The sequence below is a fragment of the Candidatus Chlorobium masyuteum genome, assembly GCF_011601315.1.
Lineage (GTDB): Bacteria > Bacteroidota > Chlorobiia > Chlorobiales > Chlorobiaceae > Chlorobium > Chlorobium masyuteum.
Genome location: NZ_JAAORA010000005.1, coordinates 1 through 21,955, shown reverse-complemented (window position 1 = coordinate 21,955; position 21,955 = coordinate 1). Strand labels below are relative to the sequence as shown.

General features: G+C 47.3%; 22 protein-coding genes and 2 pseudogenes. 16 read left to right on the top strand and 8 right to left on the bottom strand.

The annotated features are described in order from the left end of the window. The first annotated feature begins 251 nt into the window (after window positions 1-251). From G9409_RS09075 to G9409_RS09055, 5 genes are all read left to right on the top strand, one after another. Window positions 252-443 carry a hypothetical protein gene (locus G9409_RS09075; RefSeq protein WP_166808462.1) on the top strand — a complete coding sequence of 64 codons (192 nt, stop codon included), beginning with the start codon at window positions 252-254 and terminating at the stop codon, window positions 441-443. Between the two features lie 126 nt (window positions 444-569). Further along, window positions 570-1,931, top strand: coding sequence for an FAD-dependent oxidoreductase (locus tag G9409_RS09070; protein WP_166808461.1), 1,362 nt, complete (start codon window positions 570-572; stop codon window positions 1,929-1,931). Window positions 1,932-1,943: 12 nt separating this feature from the next. Further along, window positions 1,944-2,999 (top strand): arsenosugar biosynthesis radical SAM (seleno)protein ArsS, encoded by a 1,056-nt coding sequence (arsS, locus tag G9409_RS09065; protein WP_166808460.1) that lies wholly within the window; start codon window positions 1,944-1,946, stop codon window positions 2,997-2,999. Further along, the gene (locus G9409_RS09060; RefSeq protein ID WP_166808459.1) at window positions 2,996-3,604 is read left to right on the top strand and encodes a TIGR04282 family arsenosugar biosynthesis glycosyltransferase; all 609 of its coding nucleotides are present in this window, start codon (window positions 2,996-2,998) and stop codon (window positions 3,602-3,604) included. The genes arsS and G9409_RS09060 overlap by 4 nt, the downstream gene beginning before the upstream one ends. Further along, window positions 3,586-4,278, top strand: coding sequence for a TIGR04283 family arsenosugar biosynthesis glycosyltransferase (locus G9409_RS09055; protein ID WP_166808458.1), 693 nt, complete (start codon window positions 3,586-3,588; stop codon window positions 4,276-4,278). The genes G9409_RS09060 and G9409_RS09055 overlap by 19 nt, the downstream gene beginning before the upstream one ends. 195 nt (window positions 4,279-4,473) lie before the next feature. On the opposite strand, the gene G9409_RS12120 is transcribed toward G9409_RS09055, so the two are convergent. Next, on the bottom strand, window positions 4,474-4,608 hold the full coding sequence (locus G9409_RS12120) for a hypothetical protein (RefSeq protein WP_268896868.1): 135 nt from the start codon (window positions 4,606-4,608) through the stop codon (window positions 4,474-4,476). A 33-nt stretch (window positions 4,609-4,641) separates the two neighbouring features. Between G9409_RS12120 and G9409_RS09050 the strand changes: the two genes are divergently transcribed. Both G9409_RS09050 and G9409_RS09045 read left to right on the top strand, forming a co-directional pair. Continuing rightward, window positions 4,642-5,160, top strand: coding sequence for an AidA/PixA family protein (locus G9409_RS09050; protein ID WP_006366984.1), 519 nt, complete (start codon window positions 4,642-4,644; stop codon window positions 5,158-5,160). Window positions 5,161-5,287: 127 nt separating this feature from the next. Next, window positions 5,288-5,839: an AidA/PixA family protein gene (locus G9409_RS09045; RefSeq protein ID WP_166808457.1), complete on the top strand. Its 552-nt coding sequence runs from the start codon at window positions 5,288-5,290 to the stop codon at window positions 5,837-5,839. A 353-nt stretch (window positions 5,840-6,192) separates the two neighbouring features. Here the strand turns inward: G9409_RS09045 and G9409_RS09040 are convergent, their stop codons facing one another. From G9409_RS09040 to G9409_RS09015, 6 genes are all read right to left on the bottom strand, one after another. Beyond that, window positions 6,193-7,122 carry a phosphatidylglycerol lysyltransferase domain-containing protein gene (locus tag G9409_RS09040; protein WP_166808456.1) on the bottom strand — a complete coding sequence of 310 codons (930 nt, stop codon included), beginning with the start codon at window positions 7,120-7,122 and terminating at the stop codon, window positions 6,193-6,195. A gap of 182 nt (window positions 7,123-7,304) precedes the next feature. After that, complete coding sequence (locus tag G9409_RS09035; RefSeq protein WP_166808455.1) at window positions 7,305-7,805, bottom strand: hypothetical protein; 501 nt, start codon at window positions 7,803-7,805, stop codon at window positions 7,305-7,307. A 186-nt stretch (window positions 7,806-7,991) separates the two neighbouring features. Continuing rightward, window positions 7,992-8,171 (bottom strand): hypothetical protein, encoded by a 180-nt coding sequence (locus G9409_RS09030; RefSeq protein ID WP_328700132.1) that lies wholly within the window; start codon window positions 8,169-8,171, stop codon window positions 7,992-7,994. A 358-nt stretch (window positions 8,172-8,529) separates the two neighbouring features. Next, window positions 8,530-8,769 (bottom strand): hypothetical protein, encoded by a 240-nt coding sequence (locus G9409_RS09025; RefSeq protein WP_166808453.1) that lies wholly within the window; start codon window positions 8,767-8,769, stop codon window positions 8,530-8,532. A gap of 171 nt (window positions 8,770-8,940) precedes the next feature. Then, window positions 8,941-9,177 (bottom strand): hypothetical protein, encoded by a 237-nt coding sequence (locus G9409_RS09020; RefSeq protein ID WP_166808452.1) that lies wholly within the window; start codon window positions 9,175-9,177, stop codon window positions 8,941-8,943. A 142-nt stretch (window positions 9,178-9,319) separates the two neighbouring features. Then, a complete protein-coding gene (locus tag G9409_RS09015; RefSeq protein WP_166808451.1) occupies window positions 9,320-9,547 on the bottom strand; it encodes a chlorosome envelope protein B in 228 nt (75 codons plus the stop codon). A gap of 527 nt (window positions 9,548-10,074) precedes the next feature. Between G9409_RS09015 and G9409_RS09010 the strand changes: the two genes are divergently transcribed. The 8 genes and pseudogenes from G9409_RS09010 to G9409_RS08970 all read left to right on the top strand — a co-directional run bounded on the left by G9409_RS09010 (window position 10,075) and on the right by G9409_RS08970 (window position 20,276). Next, a complete protein-coding gene (locus G9409_RS09010; protein WP_166808450.1) occupies window positions 10,075-10,563 on the top strand; it encodes a hypothetical protein in 489 nt (162 codons plus the stop codon). Between the two features lie 92 nt (window positions 10,564-10,655). After that, window positions 10,656-10,913: a bacteriochlorophyll c-binding family protein gene (locus G9409_RS09005; protein ID WP_166808449.1), complete on the top strand. Its 258-nt coding sequence runs from the start codon at window positions 10,656-10,658 to the stop codon at window positions 10,911-10,913. A 55-nt stretch (window positions 10,914-10,968) separates the two neighbouring features. Further along, window positions 10,969-12,363 (top strand): B12-binding domain-containing radical SAM protein, encoded by a 1,395-nt coding sequence (locus G9409_RS09000; protein ID WP_166808448.1) that lies wholly within the window; start codon window positions 10,969-10,971, stop codon window positions 12,361-12,363. A gap of 489 nt (window positions 12,364-12,852) precedes the next feature. Further along, window positions 12,853-16,662, top strand: a complete 3,810-nt coding sequence (locus G9409_RS08995; protein WP_166808447.1) for a PAS domain-containing sensor histidine kinase — start codon at window positions 12,853-12,855, stop codon at window positions 16,660-16,662. 74 nt (window positions 16,663-16,736) lie between these two features. Then, window positions 16,737-17,489: a response regulator transcription factor gene (locus tag G9409_RS08990; RefSeq protein WP_166808446.1), complete on the top strand. Its 753-nt coding sequence runs from the start codon at window positions 16,737-16,739 to the stop codon at window positions 17,487-17,489. Window positions 17,490-17,712: 223 nt separating this feature from the next. Continuing rightward, window positions 17,713-17,832: pseudogene (locus tag G9409_RS12050) on the top strand (integrase core domain-containing protein); the annotation flags it as partial. 119 nt (window positions 17,833-17,951) lie between these two features. Next, on the top strand, window positions 17,952-18,665 hold the full coding sequence (csmH, locus tag G9409_RS08980; RefSeq protein ID WP_235923286.1) for a chlorosome envelope protein H: 714 nt from the start codon (window positions 17,952-17,954) through the stop codon (window positions 18,663-18,665). Between the two features lie 146 nt (window positions 18,666-18,811). Beyond that, window positions 18,812-20,276 (top strand): annotated as a pseudogene (locus G9409_RS08970) (sigma-54-dependent transcriptional regulator). Between the two features lie 39 nt (window positions 20,277-20,315). Here the strand turns inward: G9409_RS08970 and dut are convergent. Beyond that, window positions 20,316-20,762 (bottom strand): dUTP diphosphatase, encoded by a 447-nt coding sequence (dut, locus tag G9409_RS08965; RefSeq protein ID WP_166808444.1) that lies wholly within the window; start codon window positions 20,760-20,762, stop codon window positions 20,316-20,318. An 86-nt stretch (window positions 20,763-20,848) separates the two neighbouring features. Here dut and bshB1 point away from each other — a divergent pair, with 86 nt between their 5' ends. After that, window positions 20,849-21,613 (top strand): bacillithiol biosynthesis deacetylase BshB1, encoded by a 765-nt coding sequence (bshB1, locus tag G9409_RS08960; protein ID WP_166808443.1) that lies wholly within the window; start codon window positions 20,849-20,851, stop codon window positions 21,611-21,613. Window positions 21,614-21,955: the final 342 nt, after the last annotated feature.

Genomic DNA, 21,955 nt, shown 5'->3' with positions numbered 1-21,955 from the left:
TTGTTTTATCAAATTTAGTGAAAATTACACAATTGTAAGAAATAAACAACCATTTTCTTTAAATTTCACAACCTTTTCATCGAAAATCTTAAATTATTTAGGGCTAATAGCGATTACAGAACTACTTATGCGATGGCAGACTGTTGCGGGTTGTTTTCTTTTGGTTGTTTTTGCAATTTATCCAAATCACCCCAAGAGTCCACAGGAAGAGGTGGTTTTTTCAAACCCGTTATCAGTTATTGTTTTATTCCATGGCTGAAAGAGAGAACAATAAGGTTGAAACCAATGCGATACAAGGAAAGCCTGTAGAAAAAAGAGGATTTCCGCCTGTTCCGCGCCGCCCGGCAAATCAGGATCTGCGCTTTCTCGTCAGTGAATCATTCCGGCTCGGAATGAGAATACTGTCAGAAATTGACAAGGCACTCAGAGCCCTGAAAGGGTAACTCAATTAATTCCTCCTGTCGAATGCCGGTATGATCCGATTTTCGTTATCGGTCTATCTTTACGTATATTACCCGGCCTGAATCAGGCAATCCACGTACCTTTCCAATAAAAATCATAGCTAATCGGTGAAAATAGCAATTTTCGGAGCAGGGGTTGCAGGGCTCAGTGCAGCAATAGAACTTGTCGATAAGGGCCATTCGGTAGAGATTTATGAAAAACGCAAAGTGCTCGGCGGGAAGGTCTCTGTCTGGAAGGATAGCGACGGGGATTCGGTAGAGTCGGGACTGCATATCGTTTTTGGCGGATACTCACAACTCCAGCACTATCTCAAGCATGTAGGTGCTGAAAACAACTACAGCTGGAAAGAGCACGCTCTTATCTATGCCGAAAGTGACGGAAAACAATCCTTTTTCAAAAAAGCCAACCTTCCAAGCCCCTGGGCTGAGGTTGTCGGAGGTTTGCAGGCGGACTTTCTCACCATGTGGGACAAGATATCCCTCATCAAGGGCCTCTTCCCCGCCCTGGCCGGAAATGAGGAGTATTTCCGCAGCCAGGACCACATGACCTACTCCGAATGGCACCACCTGAGAGGCGCCTCGGAACACTCACTGCAGAAACTGTGGCGCGCCATTGCCCTTGCCATGAACTTCATTGAGCCCAATGTGATCAGCGCCCGGCCGATGATTACCATATTCAAATATTTCGGCACCGATTACGCGGCAACCAAGTTCGGTTTTTTCCGCAAAAACCCCGGTGATTCGATGATCGAACCGATGCGGCAGTATATACAAAGCAAGGGCGGGCGGATTTTTGTTGATGCAAAACTGGGACGCTTCGAGCTCAACAGCGACGAAACCATTAAACATGCTGTGCTTCGCGACGGCCATACCATCACGGCTGACGCCTATATTTCAGCACTTCCGGTACATAACATTAAAACCGTACTGCCGGTCGAGTGGCTGGCCCACGACTACTTCCGCAATCTGCACCAGTTCGAGGGGAGCCCGGTAGCAAACTGCCAGCTCTGGTTTGACCGAAAGATTACCGATACCGATAATCTGATGTTTTCGCAGGGCACCACCTTTGCAACCTTTGCCGACGTCTCGCTGACCTGCCCCGATGATTTCCAGAAGGGCATGGGAACAGCAAACGGAGGAAGCGTCATGAGCCTTGTTCTTGCTCCGGCCCACAACCTGATGGATATGCCGGGCGAGGTCATCATCAGCATGGTTATGAACGATATTCACGACCGCTTCCCGAAATCCCGTGATGCAAAACTGCTTAAATCAACACTGGTCAAAATTCCCCGTTCGGTATACAAGGCTGTACCCGATGTCGATCAGTACCGCCCGGACCAGATCAGCCCGATAAAAAACTTTTTTCTCGCCGGTGATTACACCGATCAGCGATACCTCGCCTCCATGGAGGGGGCTGCACTGAGTGGAAAGCAGGTCGCAGAAAAGCTTCTCAGCAAGCTGGGAGGCTGATTGGAGACGTTTATGGACAAGTCACCCTCACCCCGTCACCGTCCGGGAACAGCGACCCCGCCAGCCGAACAGGTAAAACTGCTCGAAGAGACCGAGTGCGGTATTCCTCCTTTTGCCAAAAGAGTTGCCCGGTCAGGATACACGCCGCTTCGTCCGGCTGAGATTGAGGTACTGCAGATCAATACCGGCTACACCTGCAACCTACTCTGCCGCCACTGCCATGTTGACGCAGGTCCGGATCGACGGGAGATGATGACACGCAACACCATGGAGCTCTGCCTTGAAGCCCTGAAGGGAAGCAGCATTAAAACCGTTGATATTACCGGTGGCGCCCCGGAAATGAACCCGGAATTCCTCTGGTTCATTGAGAAGATCAGAGCATGCCTGCCTGAGGGGAAGATCCTTGTTCGCTCAAACCTTACGCTTTTTACAACAACCGAAACGTACCGCGCTCTGCCGCATTTTCTCAAAGAGCAGCGGGTAAACATCATCGCATCACTCCCCTGCTTTACACGCGAAGTTGTAGATCAGGTCAGAGGAACGGGAGTATTCGACCGCTCCATCGAAGCACTCAAACTGCTCAACAGCCTCGGCTACGGCCTGGAGGAGAGCGGTCTTGAACTCAATCTTGTCTATAACCCTCCGGGCCGGGTGCTGCCCGGTCACCAGGCCGCGCTTGAACAGGAGTACCGCAAGCATCTTGCCGATGAGTTCGGTATTGTGTTCAGCCATCTCTACACCATCACCAATATGCCGATCAGCCGCTTTCTCAGCGACCTGCTTGAAAGCGGTGAGTATTGCAGGTACATGACGCTCCTCGAAAAAAGCTACAATCCGCTTGCAGTGGAAAAGATGATGTGCAGAACCACCGTTTCCGTTGGCTGGGACGGAACACTTTACGATTGTGATTTCAACCAGATGCTTCATCTGCCGACCAGAAAACCGGCTCCGCAGCATATCAGCGAGTTCAGTGAGACCAAACTCCGGAACCGCACCATAACCCTCGGGCAGCACTGTTACGGGTGCAGTGCAGGTGCGGGATCGAGCTGTCAGGGGTCACTCTTATGAATAACGGACGACTGCTGATCATCTTCACCCGCAACCCGATCCCCGGCAAGGTCAAGACACGGCTGGCTGCCGCCATCGGGGATAACAAAGCCCTTGAGATCTATGAAACCCTCAGAAGCCATACCGCATTAATCACCAAATCGGTAAACGCAAAAATAGCGCTGTTTTTTTCAGACTTTATCCCTACTGAAGATCTTCTCCTCACCAAAGAAAGCGTTGCCCGTCGTCAACAGGGATCGGATCTTGGCGAGCGCATGCATCACGCTCTCAGTTCCGGGTTTGCAACCGGTGCACGCCGTATTGTACTCATTGGAACAGACTGCCATGAACTGAGTACGGAGATCATCGAAGAGGCATTTTCGGCACTTGATCACGCCGACACCGTTATCGGGCCGGCAAAAGATGGCGGCTTTTACCTGATCGGAATGAAAAAAGCAATACCGGAACTCTTTTCGGAACGGGAGTGGAGCAACCCGGATGTGCTTCAGGAGAGTGTAGACATTCTCCTGCGACTCAATATCAGCTTCAAGCAGCTCAGGGAGCTGTCGGACATTGATACGCTGGAGGATCTGAAAAACAGCACCTTATGGTCCCCGTGCCCATAAGTATAATCATCCCGACCTTTAACGAAGAGGCCGGGATCGCTGACTCCATGAAGGGACTCCTGAATCTTGTCAGGGAAGCTCAGGATATTGAAATTATTGTCAGTGATGCAAGCAGTGACCGGACTCCCGAAATTCTTGCCAGCTTTCCGGTAAGGGTGTGCAGAAGTGCCAAAGGGCGTGCCGTGCAGATGAACACCGGAGCACGGCATGCCAAAGGGTCGATCCTCTACTTTCTGCATGCCGATACCCTGCCTCCCGCAACCTTCCCTGACGATATCCGCAGGGCGGCCAGTGAGGGAAGGCGAGCGGGCTGTTTCAGGATGCGGTTTGATGATGAAAATCCGCTGATGAGCCTCTTCGGATGGTTCACGCAGTTTCCGCTGCCGGTCTGCCGTGGCGGAGACCAGTCACTCTTTATCGAGCGAAGCCTCTTTGAAAAGATCTGCGGGTTTGACGAAGTGATGCAGATTATGGAGGATTACGATATGGTCCGTCGCATTGAAGCGCACACTCCCGTCCATATCCTCGAAACAGAGGTGACCACATCGGCCAGAAAGTTTCAGCAAAACGGCATCATCCCCCTCCAGATAAACTTCGCCGCCATCCATCTCATGCACGCCTTCGGTGCCGATCAGGAGAGCCTGAAGCGCTACTACCGGGAGAATATCAGATAGTATCTGCATGCTCCCTGCAGCTCTGACCAATCTACCCGTCAATCCCGTTGATCAAACTGCCAATCCTCCTGATAAATATGTTGTAAATGCACTTATTAACGTGTGTTAATACTCATTCAGCATTCAATCAGGCACAAAAACCCTTATCATCAGCCGCACCAAAAAGATAATTTAACCGTATTATTTATATTTTTATTACGTATTATATTCCGTAAAGAGCAATCCAAGCAGCAGGCACAGCTCCATGCCGGATCCCGGAGCGGCAAGAAACGGCCCTCTGCCGTTCGGCTGCATGATTCGCCTCTTTGTTGTCTGATCAAAGGAGTCCACATCAATCCATAACCGTTGAGGAGGGTTAACACTATGTCAAAAACCATCAACATTGATGTCATGTTCGACACCGTAACCATTGAAGAGAAGTACAAGGGGGGAGGCAGTGCCAGCAATCCGATAGGTATTCAGCATGCTGACGTTTTCATGGTGACACAAAAGGCCGTTGTGGCCAGTGGACAGGCTACGGCAGATCTCAGTATCAACGCACTGGTCAATGACACCATCCGGTGGCGTTCAGAATCCCTGAGCGGAAACACCGATCAGGCGGCTATCATCTACAAAATCGTCAAGTTCAGCGGAAAAGAGGTCACGACCGTTCCGGCCATGCGGGTATCCTATCCCCCGACACCCATCCCCGACCCCGGAAATCCAACGAGTTATCAGCCGTCGAGCACCCAGGCGGATGTCTTCCTCAGTTGTGAAGTACTGATACAGGGCACCGAGGGTTATCAGGTCTGGTTCTATATTGTGAACAAAGACCCGAATACCGGAAAACTGAGCACCTTCGGATACTACTACTGGGATCCGACTATCAATGTTATCGGATAAAAACCGGTCACTCACGCCTTCCCGGCGTGAGTGACCAACTGTTTATCGAATAAGAGTTGGTTGAACAGAAGGAGCTCTTTTATCCAATCCATAGCAGTGATCGATGCATAACAAGGAGTAAACACCAATGATTATTGATATCAAAATGGTAGTAGACACCGGCATGCTTCGCCAACACTACCCGCATCCGAGCCAGGATACCATTGCGCCAACGGCAATTGCACAAAAAGATGCGTTTATGGTTGCAGCACCCTTGCAGAGTGTGCATCGCGGACATGGTTCGGATAGTCTGGAACTGAATGCAGGAACTGAGGATGTGCTCCGCTGGCGTGTCAGCACCACGGCCATCGATATGCGTTATGTAATGCTCTACAAGGTTATTCTGCTTGATGAAAAGGGGGCCGTTCCTGTCAATGCCGGTAATCAAGGGCTCAAAACAAAGCCAACAGGTGTTCTGACCTCCCGTTTATACCCGGTTCCCGACATAACGGACCCGACGCACTATACTGAATCGCAACGCCTGAGTGTATGCTGGGAGCTCCCGATTAAAAAATACGGGAAACATCACTTTCAACTGCTCTTTTACATCGTTGAGCAGAATGCTGTTGACGGGAAGCTGAAAACTGTCGGGTATTACTCCTGGGAACCCCGGAAAATTCATTTGATGAAACATTGGTAAATACAACACAGAACACTTTTCCAATAACTGGCTCCGGTCGAACCGAACCGTTATCGCCTTACCGTATATGCTTTTGCATAGGGTCATTACCGAATGAACCCTCCCTTCACCGGCAGATGCCCCGAACGCAGATCATCAAAACCGTTTCCATCGACATCCGCTCCCGGTTGTTGGCGCATTCGTCTACAGGACAAAACAAATTGAAGCAACCGAGATTTTCCGACAAATAATAAAACGTATGACCTCAGTATGCGTGACACTATAATCGACATCAAGCTCCGCGTAAGGCATTCTGAAATAAGAACAAGAGACAGGCAACAGAAGTCTGATACAGAATAATGCAAATGACCGTTTCAGGCTGATATCAGACTCTGACGGAATATGCCAAGGGACTCATGGGTCAATATATCAGTAAAGCCCATAGATACAGCAAGTTGAGCAAGCATGAACGGCGACAGATTACTGTTGGTACAAAGCATCACAGGACGCCATAGCGGCGCAAACTTGTTTTTGAAACGGTACAGACCCTCAAAGTCATATACATGTTTCCAGTTTGAAACCAGAGAGACCATAAGTTGCTCCATGGGAGTGAGCGGCTCTTCCGGATTCTGCATCAACATCATAAACGGCACCTCTCCAAGGCTCCACTCAAGAAATCCTTCACGTTTAAGAATTTCAAAAATGCCAGCGACAAGAGACTCCATGATATCTCCGGGAGCACTCCTGTGCCTGAGCATCAGTTCAGTGTGTACCTCCATTTCACCCCGAAGTGTAAGGGTTATTGCCCCAAGCCACTCACCGGAATAAGCGCGAAAAACGAAACAGCGACATACTCCTGAAGGTTTTTCCCTGAACAGATACCGGAGCTGCGGTTTATGTGCATGTTTTGTCTCGCACCGAAATTGCTCAAAAAGCTGTTGATTTGCTTCATTCATCTGAATTTCCTCCACATACCCCTGCCTGGCTCCCCTCACGAGCGAACTCCGAACAGTTTTTCTCTCCAGATGCGCTCTGTTCAGCTCCAGAACTGCTTCAGCTCCGGTTCTCAGTGTCATGCAGTTTCGCTCTAAAAAAAATGTTCCGGTTGAGGGAGTACATCCTCGTAAAACATACCCGTCAGGATATGAACGAGAGAGGTCTTCGTAGAGAATCTGAAGTGTGTAGTCGTAGGGTATGTCAGCACAGGAAATCCATCGGGTACGGGAAAACGGCAGTGCGATGTCCCGATAAACTGGACGGATACCATGGATCCTTATCCAGCTTAACGGCAGAATCTCATGCAACTTGAATTTCTCCTTATATTTCCTGTATCGCAGAACGTAATGCACAACAATAAGTTGCAGGCATCAATCGATGAAATCAGGTTATCGGATAACTCCATCAGGCGTTTTCACTTTACTGGAAACCTCGTATCATAACCGAATAGCTGTTGGAACATCAATCAAAGCGTATTGAACAACTCCTCCTACCTGCTGCAACTCAATTCCTGATACCGAACCTGCCACCATGACAGGATAACCCTTGATGCTTCAGCAGTAATCTGTTCGACATTGTCAACATGGAAAAAACCGATAGCTAAATCAAAAAATCCTTCAGGATCTTCTGAACCATACGAGATGGTAACTGCGTAAATATTGTAACCTGGCAGAAGGGTAGCATAATAGGCTTCTACACATGACAATCCGGCATGAGCATTGTCGCGGTTAATTTCAAAGATATGAATTGGAGCAAAAAGATTATTTCGCATCTGAACAGGACAATCCCAGTGTTTGCGTCCATTAACCACAATACCATCTTCCTGTACGAGTGAAGCTTGAGGAAGCCGGCCCTGAACAGAAGAGAGTGCAATCTCTGCGACTCTGTTTGAATCGTCAAGGTTACCATTTTCCCTGTATGCCGGGCCCTGATGTATCCAGCGTTCAATGAGCGTTTGATCATCCCTTGAGTAGAGGGAGGGCAGTACCATACTCTCTTGAAACATCATTTTCGTATTTATTTAGCCTGATTAAAAATCCGGGTACCTGACAAATCGAAACACCCCTGTTTTGCTCCCCGTTTTTCCGGGTCACCAATACATTCTTTCTGATATTGACGTTGACGGACACATGCATACACCATCACCATTCAGAAAATTTATGGGATTGTATCCGTGTTAACTTTGCGGGCTCTTGGCTTGCAATGGATTGCCTATCTCTTTGATTGCTCCCGCAGCCTTGACAGCAAGCGAGCCAACAGCAAAAATCCCGACTCCTACAACGGCAATTCCGGCAAGACCGGAAAAGACCGGCAGGGCAACCGGAGCTATTAATACTGTCCCCCCAGCTACACCCACAGCTGTTTTAACTAAGTTTGCTGGATTAGATGGAATCATATGGACAACCTCCTTTGTAATACCTTTGTGTTGTGTATAAAAATTATTTCAAATGGCCGGAATTTTATCTCATAGACAAAATGAGACCCATAAACAATAAGTATAGTGTGGATTACAACAGCTCGCCTTTTCGGCCTCTGCTTGAAAATAAATGGTAGACATAATCTCTCTTCATTAACAGCCATTTCAAGCAATACCAGCTAAACCAAAACTGTCGCATGACTCTTCTATCTGAAAACATGATGCAGGAGAATGATTAATGTTCAATTATTGAAATGGAACAACTATTGCCTTATATCATTCTGGTCCATAATATTGTTCAGTTGATACTCGGATCGTGTTTCCCGCTGCCTGGAATCAAAGCCTTGGTATACTTTTCACCTGCAGCAAATCCCTCTGTAAAAACCATCTCGGCGAACTCTTCGAGAGTTCCCCCCATAGTAATCTGCTGACTGAGATGAATATCCATACGTTGAGGCATTATATCCCTGTTTAACTTTCTTATGTATGAATCCCATGCTTCCTTTACAGCACCCATCCATAAAAGTCTTATCATCATGGCTATTATTTCAATAATTAGCGTTCGGAAATTCAACAATCAATAATCTTTTGAACAGTTTTACCTGACAAGAAAAATGATTATCTGCACCATTGCATGAATCTTAAAAAGCGCTTACCCATGCCGCTTCTGTTTCAGCCTTAAACACAAGAATTAAGCGTTTCACCACGTTCAGATTACCGACTCCTGGACAGAGATCGTAATCGGAACATGTTCAACAAGTGATGTTTCAAGCATTGCAGGCTTGATATCAAAAGAAGGTAAAAGAGGCATACCCTTTGTTGCCTGCAAAATCTTTCCTGCAAAAGGAGCCATGACGGTTGATATCGCGGCGGCGCCAAGGCCTGCAACGAAAGCTCCGCTTAATGCATGAAGAAAAAGAGGCAAGCCGATCACAGGAGCCATCATTGACAGACCTGTAACTCTTTCGGACGGGAGTTTTAATGATAAAATTTCTGTACCGGACATAGGTTGTGAGGAATAGTGATGAGAGTATAACGGAAAGCACCACATACCAGAGTATGCTGTGCTTTCCACTCAATTGAACACCTTACTTATTGGGTGTTATTGACTCTGTTACGCTTGTCAACATCTGATTACATGCATTGATAACATTACCGGCAAGTTCGGCAGTATTTTTGCTTAAAGGCTCAATAGCCTCAGACACGGATTTGATCCCGCATGTGATCAGCTCAATCTGCTGCTGAGCAAGCTTTCCGACCACATCCATGAGGTTGTTAACCACGTTAACAGCCTCGTTAGTAGTTTCATTTGCCATGACTTTTATTTTTGTTTGATTAATGAATATGAACACACTTTGCAGAAAAATTCTAACTAGTTATTTTTCATATACATAATCGCTTATATCGATACGTTCAAGGTATTTGATAATCCTTTCTGACGGGCTTTTACCATGGCTTCCTTTGCCCGGTTTCGGCTGATTGCTGATAGTAATTGTAACCCTATTTCGAAATCCTGCTGAATAGTTCTCCTGGGAGAGCCGCTCATTCTACTCGCCACTCCCGACACCAACAATCATTTATCGCGTAATATTTGTAACATATTACACGATAAATACACGAAGCGAGAGGACAATAAAAAACTGATTATCGGCCCTAAAACTTTACTTCACAAAGCAGAACCACCAACAAAGAGAGGCTGCAAAGGACATTGAACACTGTCTTATATTTATTGTGACATTTATAATAAAAATAATATATTTTTTAAATTCAAAAAGAAAATGGCTGGCAGAGGACAACTCCTGATAGCTGTTCCCTTTTGTGATCCCCCTAAAAATAAGATGAAGTGATTATGTCCTTCAATTGGCTGCAAAAGCAAAAAAAGGAGCCGGCCTGCTGCTCCCGTTCCCCTATTAAAATATCTACAGATACAACAACAGAGCCGCCGACTTCCGACAGCTGCCGCATATCAGGGCAAGCGGAACTGTGGACGCATCCGAAAGAGAACCGGGACGGTGGTGATGAGTTATTGAGATTGCGTCAGAGCACTCACTGTGGATTTTCAACCGGAACAGAAAACAATATCAGACAATCAAACAATAACGTTATGACACCAGAAGAGTCAAATGGCTTGATTGAAAAGCTTGAAGCTGATGAAGTGTTTCGCGTCAGAGTTCTGACATCTAACAGTATCGAGGAGTGTATGGCGATTGTTGAGGCAAAAAGCATCAATTGTTCAGCGCATGAACTTATCGATATGCTTGAAAACTATATCAAAAAATACGCTATAAACACTTTCTGGAATCGATCAATATGGGGCAACAAAATTGCCTGACGAACGATTGAAGCATGCCTGTCAAGCAATGCTTCAGTTGTTTTCAATTCTGTACAAACAATCAAAAACATAAACCGATATCCTCAAAAATCATGAACAAAACCCAGGGCGCATTTGTACAAGGAGCAGAAGCTTATGGCCGACTTGTTGAAGTATTCATTGACGGTACGTGGTGGATTGTCGGTGATTATCTCGAAAACGTTGGCAAGTGCACCAAAAGGCTCGGAGCCAATGCATATCCCTATCTGTATGGTGGAAACTCCATGAGCAGCAGTTACCGTGGAAGTTCCCCTTTGAAATCAGGTTATGCAAAACCATCAAAGGAAATCCAGAGACGATTCGGCGCCTGAAGATTGACCTTCGCATTTATCAGAATTAACTATTACGAAGAGAGAGCAGATTAGCATGCTGAAAGAAGAAAAGACGATACTTCCCCGGAAAAATTATACTGTGCAATCACGCGAAAGTATTACAACAGAAAAACAAACAAGGAAAAAGTGGCTTCTTGTTCAACCTGTAAGCAAGACCAGTATGATGGTGGATTCCGGTACGGTCAGCATGCCGTTGAATCTGATCATGGTTGCCTCCCTTGTCGGAAAATTCTTTGATGTAACCTTTATTGATGAACGTCTCGGCGACAAAGTGCCTGAAGATTTTTCCGGATTTGACGTTGTCGCCATCACCTCTCGCACGCTGAATGCATCACAGGCCTACCGGATCGGTGACGCTGCACTGCGTCAGGGCAAGATAGTTATCCTTGGAGGGGTTCATCCCACCATGCTGCATGATGAGGCCGCCTCGCACTGCACCAGCGTGGTCTACGGCGAAATAGAGTCGATCTGGACGGAGCTGGCCGCCGATGTACTGAACGGCGAAATGAAGCCAATCTACCGTGCCAAAGAGCTCAAGCCGATGGGCAGCATGATCCACCCTGATTTCAGTTACGCCCTCTCTTCTCCCTCGGCAAAAAAATACAGTTCACGAATTCCCATCCTTGCAACAAAGGGGTGTCCGGTAGGGTGCAACTTCTGTACCACACCTACAATCTACGGCAAGAATTACCGCTACCGCGAGCTTGATCTGGTGCTTGACGAAATGCGCTATCACCAAAAGAGACTCAACAAGGAGAAGATCAACTTCTCCTTCATGGATGACAACATCAGCTTCAGACCACAGTACTTCTTTACTCTGCTCGAAGAGATGGCAAAACTCGGCGTGCACTGGAACGCCAATATCTCCATGAACTTTCTTGACAAGCCGGAGGTCGCCGAACTGGCCGGACGCTCCGGTTGCGATCTCTTGAGCATCGGTTTTGAATCGCTCAATCCGGAAACGATTAAAAGCGTCCATAAAGGGTCAAACCGGCTGGGAAACTATGAGAGTGTTGTGAACAATCTCCACAAGAACGGCATTGCCATCCAGGGCTACTTCATGTTCGGCTTCGACAACGATACCGAAGAGAGCTTCCAGCTCACCTACGATTTCATTATGAAGAACCGGATTGAGTTCCCGGTCTTCTCTCTTGTAACCCCATTCCCCGGCACCCCCTATTTCGACGAGATGAAGCCCCGTATCCGTCACTTCGACTGGGACAAGTACGACACCTACCACTACATGTTCGAGCCAAACAAGATGAAGGGCGAAAAACTGCTCGAAAACTTTGTCAAACTTCAGAAAGAGGTTTACAAAGGACGAGCAATTATGCAGCGCATGAAAGGCAAACCGATGAACTGGGTCTGGCTTGCCAACTACGCAATGAACCGGTTCACCAAAACACTTAAACCCGAGCTGTTTCTCTGAAAATTTTCATAAAAATACGCCAAAACATTCTGATACTCTCAGATAACCTTACTTAACCTAAGACGGGTATTCCACAATCATGAATAGCGAAATATTAAAATACACGACATTTTTTGCGCCTGTTGGTTTTTTTCTTGGCGGGGTTCTTATAGTAATACTGTTAAACAAATTTATTGGCAACAGTTCTGCTCAGAAAAAGTCCGAGTGAGCTTGCGTATGCGGCAATAATCCGGGGGGGAAACTGAAACCCGGCATCTGCTCCTGTTTTCACCACACCGACTATCCCATCCTCGATGACGGTCAGTTAATGATCAATCATTATTTCCTGTTACAGTTATTATATTACAAAAGCGATTTTTTGTATGAATTGTAAGCAGAATAAGCTGTGATTTCCGAACGGCTCTTCATTTATATTACTTACGATTATTCCCTGCATCCTGCAAAACCGGGGTCTACTGCAGGAACATAATCCAATACCTTGCTTTGTTGATGCATACGAACAATATCCATTCCGACAGGACCCGTTCCGATGAGACGGGCTTCTCCGCCTTGCTGGAAGCCCTTCCTGATGCCGTCTATATCATAGATGAAAAAGGGGTTATTCTTGATACCAACAGCCTGTTTGCCACCCAATTCAACATGCAGCCGCAGGAGTGTATTGGCACCAGTGTCTACGATCTGATCAAAAACGTGGCTCATCTGCCGGAACTGGCGATATATCATCGAGAAAGGAGTGAAGAGGTTCTCAGAACCGGCAAACGCGTCGTTTTTGCTGATGACAGGGATATAAGAAAGGTTACCATCGCACCGTTAGCGTTACAGGAAGAGGGCATTACCCGGCTGCTCATCACCATTCAGAATATTTCCGAACAGAAGCAGATTTTCCGGGAGTTGCAAAAAGAGCGCTCTATCAAAACAACCCTTCTTGATGCGATTCCCTTTTCCGTCATCATCCTGGATGCCAGCCTCAAGATGATCTTCGGAAATCAATATGCAGAGAATATGCTTTTCAGTAAACCGGAATCTGAAAAGTCCTGCATTGAGGCAAGCGAATTCTTTTGCCCTGAAGAAATGGGTATGCTCAGAAAAAAAATCATGGAAATTCTCGATTCCGGAATTGAGGACGCCAGAGAAATAGAGGTTCACCCTCATGGGAGCAGTGATACATTATGGCTGTTGAGCAGAACAAGCAGAATATTCATTGATGGGCAGCCCTGCGTTCTCTGCATCGGCATTGATATCACCGAGCGCAAACGTTCAGAGATTGCACTCCGCGAAAGCAAGATGCGTTACAGCTATGCATTGGACGCCTCGCATTCAGGAATCTGGGAATGGAACGTAAAAAACGATGAACTGAGCTGGTCTGAACAGGTCTGGAGATTGTACGGATTGAAGGAAAACAGTCTCCCTTTGAATAATCAGCTCTGTGTTGATACCGTACATGCCGATGACCGCGAAATGGCAGCCTGGATTATACGGAACGCTGTCAGTAAAGGAAGTGCAGCCTCTCTTGAATATCGAGTCATTCACCCTGATGGTTCCGTACACTGGCTAACATCACATGGCATGCCGCTGCACGATGCTGATGGAGCAGTCACTCGCTACATCGGAACCATTATCGATATTACCGAACGCAAAGAGACGGAGATTGCGCTCAGCGAAAGCAAGACGAGGCTGAATCAGGCACTGAAGGCCGCTTCTGCAGGTGTTTGGGAATGGAACCTGACTACCAATGAGAATATATGGTCGGATGAAATCTGGCCGTTATTTGGACTCGAATGTACTGATGGCTCACCATCTTTTGAACTCTGGGCAAAGTCCATTCATAACGATGACCGGGAAAAGGTAATTCAGATGGTTAGCGATGCGGCACGCAACAAAACCGAACTGAATATTGAATATCGCGTCTTGTACCCTGATTGTTCAATTCACTGGCTCCTCTCCAGAGGCAAGCCGATATGCAATGACAACGGTCAGGCGATACGGTATATCGGGACAATCATCGATATAACCGATCAGAAACTGACAGAGCTTGCACTCAGCGCCAACAAGACAAGGTTCTCATTTGCTTTGGATGCAACGCATGCAGGTGTCTGGGAGTGGGACGTCACTGCCGACAAGATTATCTGGTCGGATCATGTATGGGCGTTATACGGACTGGAGCCTAACAGTATGGCCAGGACGCACAAGCTCTGCGCAAGTACCGTGCATCCTGATGACCGGGAAGTGACATTTCAGAACGTCATGTCGGCAGTTCAGAAAGAGATCGATATAAACATGGAGTACAGGGTCTGTCACCTTGACGGCTCAATTCACTGGCTCATGTGTCGAGGAATGCCCCTGCTGGATGAGAATGGTCAGGTTGCTCATTACATCGGTACTGTTATGGACATTACCGAGCGAAAAGAGAGAGACCGGGAGATCGTTGAGAGCAGAAACCTCCTCAAACAGGCACTGGAAGCTGCCCGGGCCGGAACATGGGAGTGGAACCTGATTACAGGAGAGAACACCTGGTCGGAAGAGGCCCGCCTGTTACACGGGATGAAACTGGACAACCCGAAACCATCTTTTGAATTCTGGGCGAGCACGATTCACCCTGATGACCGGGAGATGGCAATCCTTGCCGCGGCCAGTGCCGCTGAAAATAAAACCGAGCTTTATAGCGAATATCGTATCTATTATGATAACAACTCCATACGCTGGCTCATGTCGCGAGGCATGCCCCTGTTTGACCGGGATGGAAACGTTGAACGCTTCATCGGCACCATTATCGATATAACCGAGAGAAAAGAGATAGAAGAGGAGCTGAGAAGAAGTCAGGAAAGGCTGAATTTCATTCTTGAAAACAGTCATATCGGGGTCTGGGACCTTAATCTTCAGGATGGCAACACAGCCCGGACACTTGAACACGCTCATATTTTCGGCTATGAAACAATACCGCCGGTATGGTCACTTGAGAACTTTTTCGATCATATCATACCCGAAGAGCGCGCCGATAAACAGGCTCTTATCCTGAACGCGATTGAAGAACGGAATAACTATAGTTTTGAGTGCCGGATTCACTCTGCGGAGGGTGAGTTACGATGGATAAGCGTTACCGGTGCATTCAGGTATGACCATCAGAACGACACAGGTCATGTTTTAGGAATTGTACAGGATATCACCGGTCAAAAAAAGGTTCAGAGTGCACTCAGGGAGAGTGAGCTCAAATTCAGAACGATCTTTGATCACTCCCCTGTTGCTATTGCTATCATTGATGTTCACGATGGCAAATTATTCGATGTCAATAATGCGTGGCTGCGAATTTTCGGATATACAAAAGAAGAAGTTATAGGTAAAACCATAAAAGAGCTCCGCGTGTATATGCAGGACGAAGATTATGAAAATAATGTCACCACGCTCAATGAACATGGGAAGATTTTAAATAAACCGCTTTCATTCCGAAAAAAAAGCGGAGAGATAGTTCATGCACTCTATTCCGGAGAGCACTTTACTCTTGAGGGCAGAGAGTGTATTCTGGTGATGATGACTGATATCACGATGCAGGAGTTGCAACAGCTAAGCATTGAGCGGTTGGAGCAGATTGTCGCTGAGCGCACCGAGCAGCTTCATGACGAGATGGAACATCTGCGCCACTTTATCAACATGATCTCTCACGAGTACCGAACTCCCCTGGCAATTATCCGTGGCCAGCTCAACATCATAAAGTTTAAAAATAAAAGCGACGATAACCCGAATATCCGCCACATAAAGAAGATTGACAATGCTATTAACCGACTTGTAGAGGTGATGGAAATCGCCTTAGAGGAGAACCGCGTTATTGGGTCAAAAACAACATTAGAACCCGTCCCTTTCCCGGTTGCTCCGCTTGTTGATTCGCAAGTTGAGTCGTTCCGTAATATGTGGGATAACCGCACTATCCTTTACACAGGACAGCTCGACAATGCTGAAATTTATTGCGATCCGTCTCAAATCAAACTGGCCATTTTCAATCTGCTTGATAATGCCCGCAAGTACTCTCCTCCTGCATCAGCAATCGAAATGGATAGCCATATTAAAGACAATGCAGTGGTCATAAGCATACGCAACAGGTCTGACAGAATCTCCCCGTCAGAAGAGGGCACCGTTTTCGAAAAGTACAAACGAGGAAGCAACGCCGTTGGCACTGCCGGGGCAGGGCTTGGATTGTGGTTGGTCAAAAACATCATCGATCAGCACAACGGGCAGATTTCATTATCATGTATTGACAAAGTTACTGAAATAACCGTCCGCCTCCCTCTTATGCACGAAAATGAGTAGCTGTACACTCTGCCCCGGCGGCCCACAGAGCCGTATAAAGCATTAAAATGTTAAGATTTATGATATATTAACATATGGAAACAACCTCATCTGCATCCACCGTGAACGGTAAACGAATTATCATTGTCGAAGACGATAATGATTTCCGTGAAAGTATTATAGAATACCTTCAACTGACCGGTTTTGAAGTTACAGCTTCAGCGTCCGCCCTGGAATTTTATCAGATCCTCTCACAGCAATTTTTTCAACTGGTAATTATCGATATCGGCCTGCCGGACCAGAGCGGTTTGGTGCTTGCTGAATACATTCGAAACAATACCGATATGCGCATTATTATGCTGACTGCAGATTCATCTCAGTCAAGCAAAATTAATGCATACAAATCCGGAGCGGATATCTATCTGGTTAAACCGGTCGACTTCTCCGAGCTCACAGCAACTATAAACAGTATTCTTGGACGTGTTGACGCACAACACTCCAACAATCATGAGATAAAAAAATCCGAACCGGTAAGAGAAAGTGCACAAAAGTACTGGAAACTTATACGCAAAAGCTCTACGCTGTGTTCCCCGTCCGGTGATGAAATAAAACTCACCTCAAAGGAGTTTGAGTTCATGCAAGTGCTGGCTGTATCCAATAACTCGATCATCTTGCGTCAAGATCTTTTGAAGGCCCTTGACTATAAAAATAATGATTCCGGTAATCGTGCCCTTGTTGCACTGGTGAATCGCCTGCGACGTAAAAATGATAAGCTTGACTATAAAAGTCCCGTTAAAACTGTCCATGGTTCAGGGTACTGTTTTTCGGCTCCAATCATCGTCGAATAAATCCGGAGTAAATTCCAACTGACTCTGCCGCATCTTCTCCCTCTCGAAAGCACAACATCCTTGCCACAAAGGGCCATACTGCCAGGAATCAAAGTTTTTTCGTCTTTTTTCTATTAGCTGTAACGCCGCATCCTCTTGTAGTCTATGGTTCGAGCAAAAGAGAGGGGGAGTTCTTTTGCAAAAGGAGAGTGGCAAAAGCCAAAAATGATCCTAACCGCTCTTCATTTCATCTATGCAGGCGGATTACAATTCGATCCGCCCGCACAGTTCTTTAGGGAAGCTGACACCGGAAGAATTTCAGGTTCAGCAAACGAATTTTTACAAAGAAGAAGTGGTCTTATAGACGGGGGCACGTCCGTCATAATCCCGGTCAAAATACATCCAACGGTGGCGGACTTGGTAAATAGATTTCTTATATTCCGGTAATTACAATTAATTATCTACCTATAACAAGATACCACTATGGCAGAAGAACTGAACACGCCTGCGGGCGCACCAAAACCGGCTGTACAGAAAAGCAGTGAGTCCAATGTCGGCAACGGCGATATGGCCAATCTGATCGGCAATGTCGGCATTCTGATTGACTCAACCATTGAATCCGTCCAGGGCATTATCACCACAGTAAGCTCAGCGACCGAACAACTGATTGACGGTGTTACCACTACCATCAAATCCGAACCTGTACAGGGCATCATCAATAATGTCAATTCGGTTTCGGGCAAGTTGATCGATAACGTCAACACGGTATCAGGACAGTTGATTGATGGTGTGACCGCCACACTGAACTCCGAACAGGTACAGAGCTCGTTTCAGGAACTCGGTAAACTGTTTAAAAACCTGCTCGATAATCTGAATTCAGCAGTCTCGACAGTCAGCTCCGGCCAGGTACAGAACCTGTTTGACAATGTAAGTGCAGGTCTTGGACAACTTGTCGGCAATGCCATGTCATCTGCAAAAATCGGCAGCAGTGAAGATCGCCACAAAAAAGAGGTCAAGGAGATTCATTTCACCCAGAAAGAGGTTGTTCCTGAAGTTAAAAACCCGGCACCGGTATCGGCACCTGCAATTTCAGCTGCTCCTGTATCAGCTCCGGCTCCTGCCGCGGCTCCTGTAGCAGCAGCAAAGCCTCCGGCACCAGTATCAACACCCTCACCAGTATTGAAACCGAAAATCTGACCGCGAAAACTCAATACCGGGCAACAGAGCAGGAAAAACTGTACAGAAAGAGTTGGAAATCTCTGATGAATAATGGTTTGAGGGGGGTTAGGCTATCACAGCAAAGCGATAACCTGATCCCCTGAAGCAGGCAAACGAAAGGTGCATTGAAAGAGGGTCAATATAATCGCTATACCGGAAGCAAGACTGCAGCAACCAAAAAAAGTGTTGTGCTCATTGCTGACGATGACAATACATCGCGCCGGATTCTCAGCCATTTTGTCCAGAAAATGGGCTATGTTCCCATCGTGGCAGAGGACGGTGAGGAGTGCATTCGATGCCTGACAGAGCAGGCTCCGAATGTCATTCTGCTCGACATCAACATGCCCAAGAAAGATGGCTTTGAAGTGATGCTGCACATGAAGGCGCACAATATTGTGACGCCTGTCATTATGATTACGGCTTCACACGATATCCCCCATGCAGTCAAATGCATTAAACTCGGAGCTTTCGAGTACCTGACCAAACCCCTGAGCATCGACAGGCTTGAAATTGTCATGCGCAATGCACTGGCGGAGTCCTCCCTGCAAAGTCAGGTGCAGCTGCTTCAGAAAGAGCTGAAAAGTCAGAACCTGTTCAGAAAAATTATCGGTTCCAGCCCGGTAATAAAACATACCATGGAGCAGGTCATTCAGGTCATGGAGACCGACCTGAACGTACTTATTATCGGAGAGAGCGGTTCCGGCAAGGAGTTGTTTGCCGAGGCGATTCATTACGGCAGCAAACGAAAAAAAGGTCCGTTTGTTTCGGTTAACTGCGCAGCGATCTCCAACAATCTTGCCGACAGTCTGCTATTCGGCCATGTCAAAGGCTCATTTACCGGAGCAAACACTGATTCTACCGGTTTTTTTGAGCAGGCGGACAACGGCACGATTTTTCTTGATGAGATCGGAGACATGGATTCAGACGTACAGGCAAAGGTGCTTCGTGCTCTCCAGGAGAGAAAAATCAGGCGCGTTGGAGAAAAAAGCGAAAAGAGTGTCAATTTCAGGGTCATCTCGGCAACCAACCGGGATTTCTCACAGGCAATCAAAAACAATCTTTTCAGGGAGGATCTCTACTACCGCATTGAGGAGTTTCCCCTGTATATCCCCCCCCCTCAGGGAACGTCCCGAAGATATTCCGCTTCTCATCCGCCATTTTCTCGACGAGTTTTCAAGTGCCAACAATCTGGAATCGCTTCAACTGGCTCCGGATGCGCTTGACAGTATTGACGGCTATCAGTGGCCGGGTAATATACGGGAGCTTAAAAATGCCGTACAGCGGGCTGCTGTAACCAGAAAAGGCAACCTGATCGAAACATTGCGCTCTGCTCTTATTCCGGGTTCAGCCGGAACGCACGCCACAGAGAAAACCGTACCGGAAAAATTGGCCGAACCTGTTTTATCTGATCAGAAAGCGGCAAGCAAGATATCCTATTCGCTCGAAGAGCATGAGAGGGATGCGATCATCAAGGCCTACAAGGCTTCACAGGGCAACCTTACAAAAACCGCCCGCATGCTTGGTATCGGCAGGGCAACGCTCTACAGAAAGCTTGACAAGTTTGGTCTTGAGTATCTGAAAACAGGCTGATCAAACCCCCACCCGAGCCGGGGGCTGCCGCCATAATCTTCACTGCCTGCCGGTTCCCGTATGCCCAAACCCCCCGTCACCCCTTGCCGTTGAACAAAGCTCACTGACCTCTTCAAATGAGACTTTCTCGACTTTTGCCACGACCATCTGTGCTATCCGGTCACCATTGCGGACAATAAACGGCTCCCGTCCGTAATTGATGAGAATAACCTTGACCTCTCCACGGTAATCGGCATCAATGGTAGCCGGACTGTTCGGCAGCGAGATCATCGATCGAAGTGCCAGACCGCTTCTTGGCCGGAGTTGTGCCTCATACCCCTCCGGAAGTTCAAGGGCAAAACCGGAAGGAATCAGTGCTGTTGTCAAGGGCTCGATGGTGAGGGGCTCTTCAATACAGGCTGAAATATCCATTCCTGCAGCGTGGGCAGTTGCATAAAGCGGAAGAACTGCTTGTTTGTTAAGGCGAACTATCTTTACTTTCAGCATTGTTGGGATTTTCTTGGTTATCGGCAGAAGACAAGCCGGGTAGTGGAGAATAAGCAAATCGAGATCGTCAGAATATAACTACAATTATGAGAAGAGAACCGGATAGAGCAGCTCAAAAGGTCTATGCACTTGCTTTCGGTGCCCACCCTGATGATGTGGAACTCTCATGCGGAGCCACCCTGCTGAAAATCATCGGCGAAGGCCGTCAGGTTGCAGTCTGCGACCTGACAAGAGGTGAGATGGGAACAACCGGAACTCCTGAAACAAGGCGCGCTGAGGCCGATCGTGCTGCCGCCGTAATGGGTTACCAGTGCCGCACAACCCTCGACCTTGGAGACTCGAAACTTTTCTACACCGAAGAGAACCTTGCCGGTATCATCCGGGTCATCAGAGCCTTCAGACCGGAGGTGGTTTTCTGCAACCCTCCGGATGAACGGCATCCCGACCACTCGAAATCATCAAAACTGGTCACTGACGCCTGTTACTATGCCGGGCTGAAACAGCTTGAAACCAGCCTGAACGGATCACTCCAGGAAGCTCACCGCCCTCACCATCTGCTCTATTACATCCAGTTCAAACACCTTGAACCGCAACTGATTGTAGATGTTTCGGAAACCTTTACCGCTTCACGCAAAGGTGTTCTTGCCTTTGCATCGCAATTCCACCGTGAAGGAACAACCGGAGAGCCGGAAACCTTGATCAAACGTCCGGAGTTTCTTACCGGACTGGAAGCACGAGCCCGCTATTTCGGCGAGCAGATCGGCGTCACCTACGGCGAAGGGTTCAGGCTCTCCTCTACCATGGCAATCAACTCCTTCAGCAACGCATTCCCCCCGAAAACCACTTTTTAAAACCAGCTTTCACCCTCCGGATCCTCCCGTACTGCCAGATAAAAAAACCGGCAGGCAGCAGGGCATTGCCCTCTTTATTCACAGCGATTTCTGAATCCACCAGAAAGTTACATCACACTCCACCCTTCTCCGCTTTTTGTTCACAATCCTGCAACACTCCCGTAACAATTCCTTAACACTACTAATGGTATGTTTGGAGAGCAAAAATGATGCGAAAAAGTTTTGTGTACTCACAACATCAACCAACCCAAAAGAGCATGAAAAAAATAGCAATGATGGTCGGTCTTGCAGCGGCCCTCGGATTCAGTAACGCCGAGGCTGTCGATCTGACATGGAAAGGTG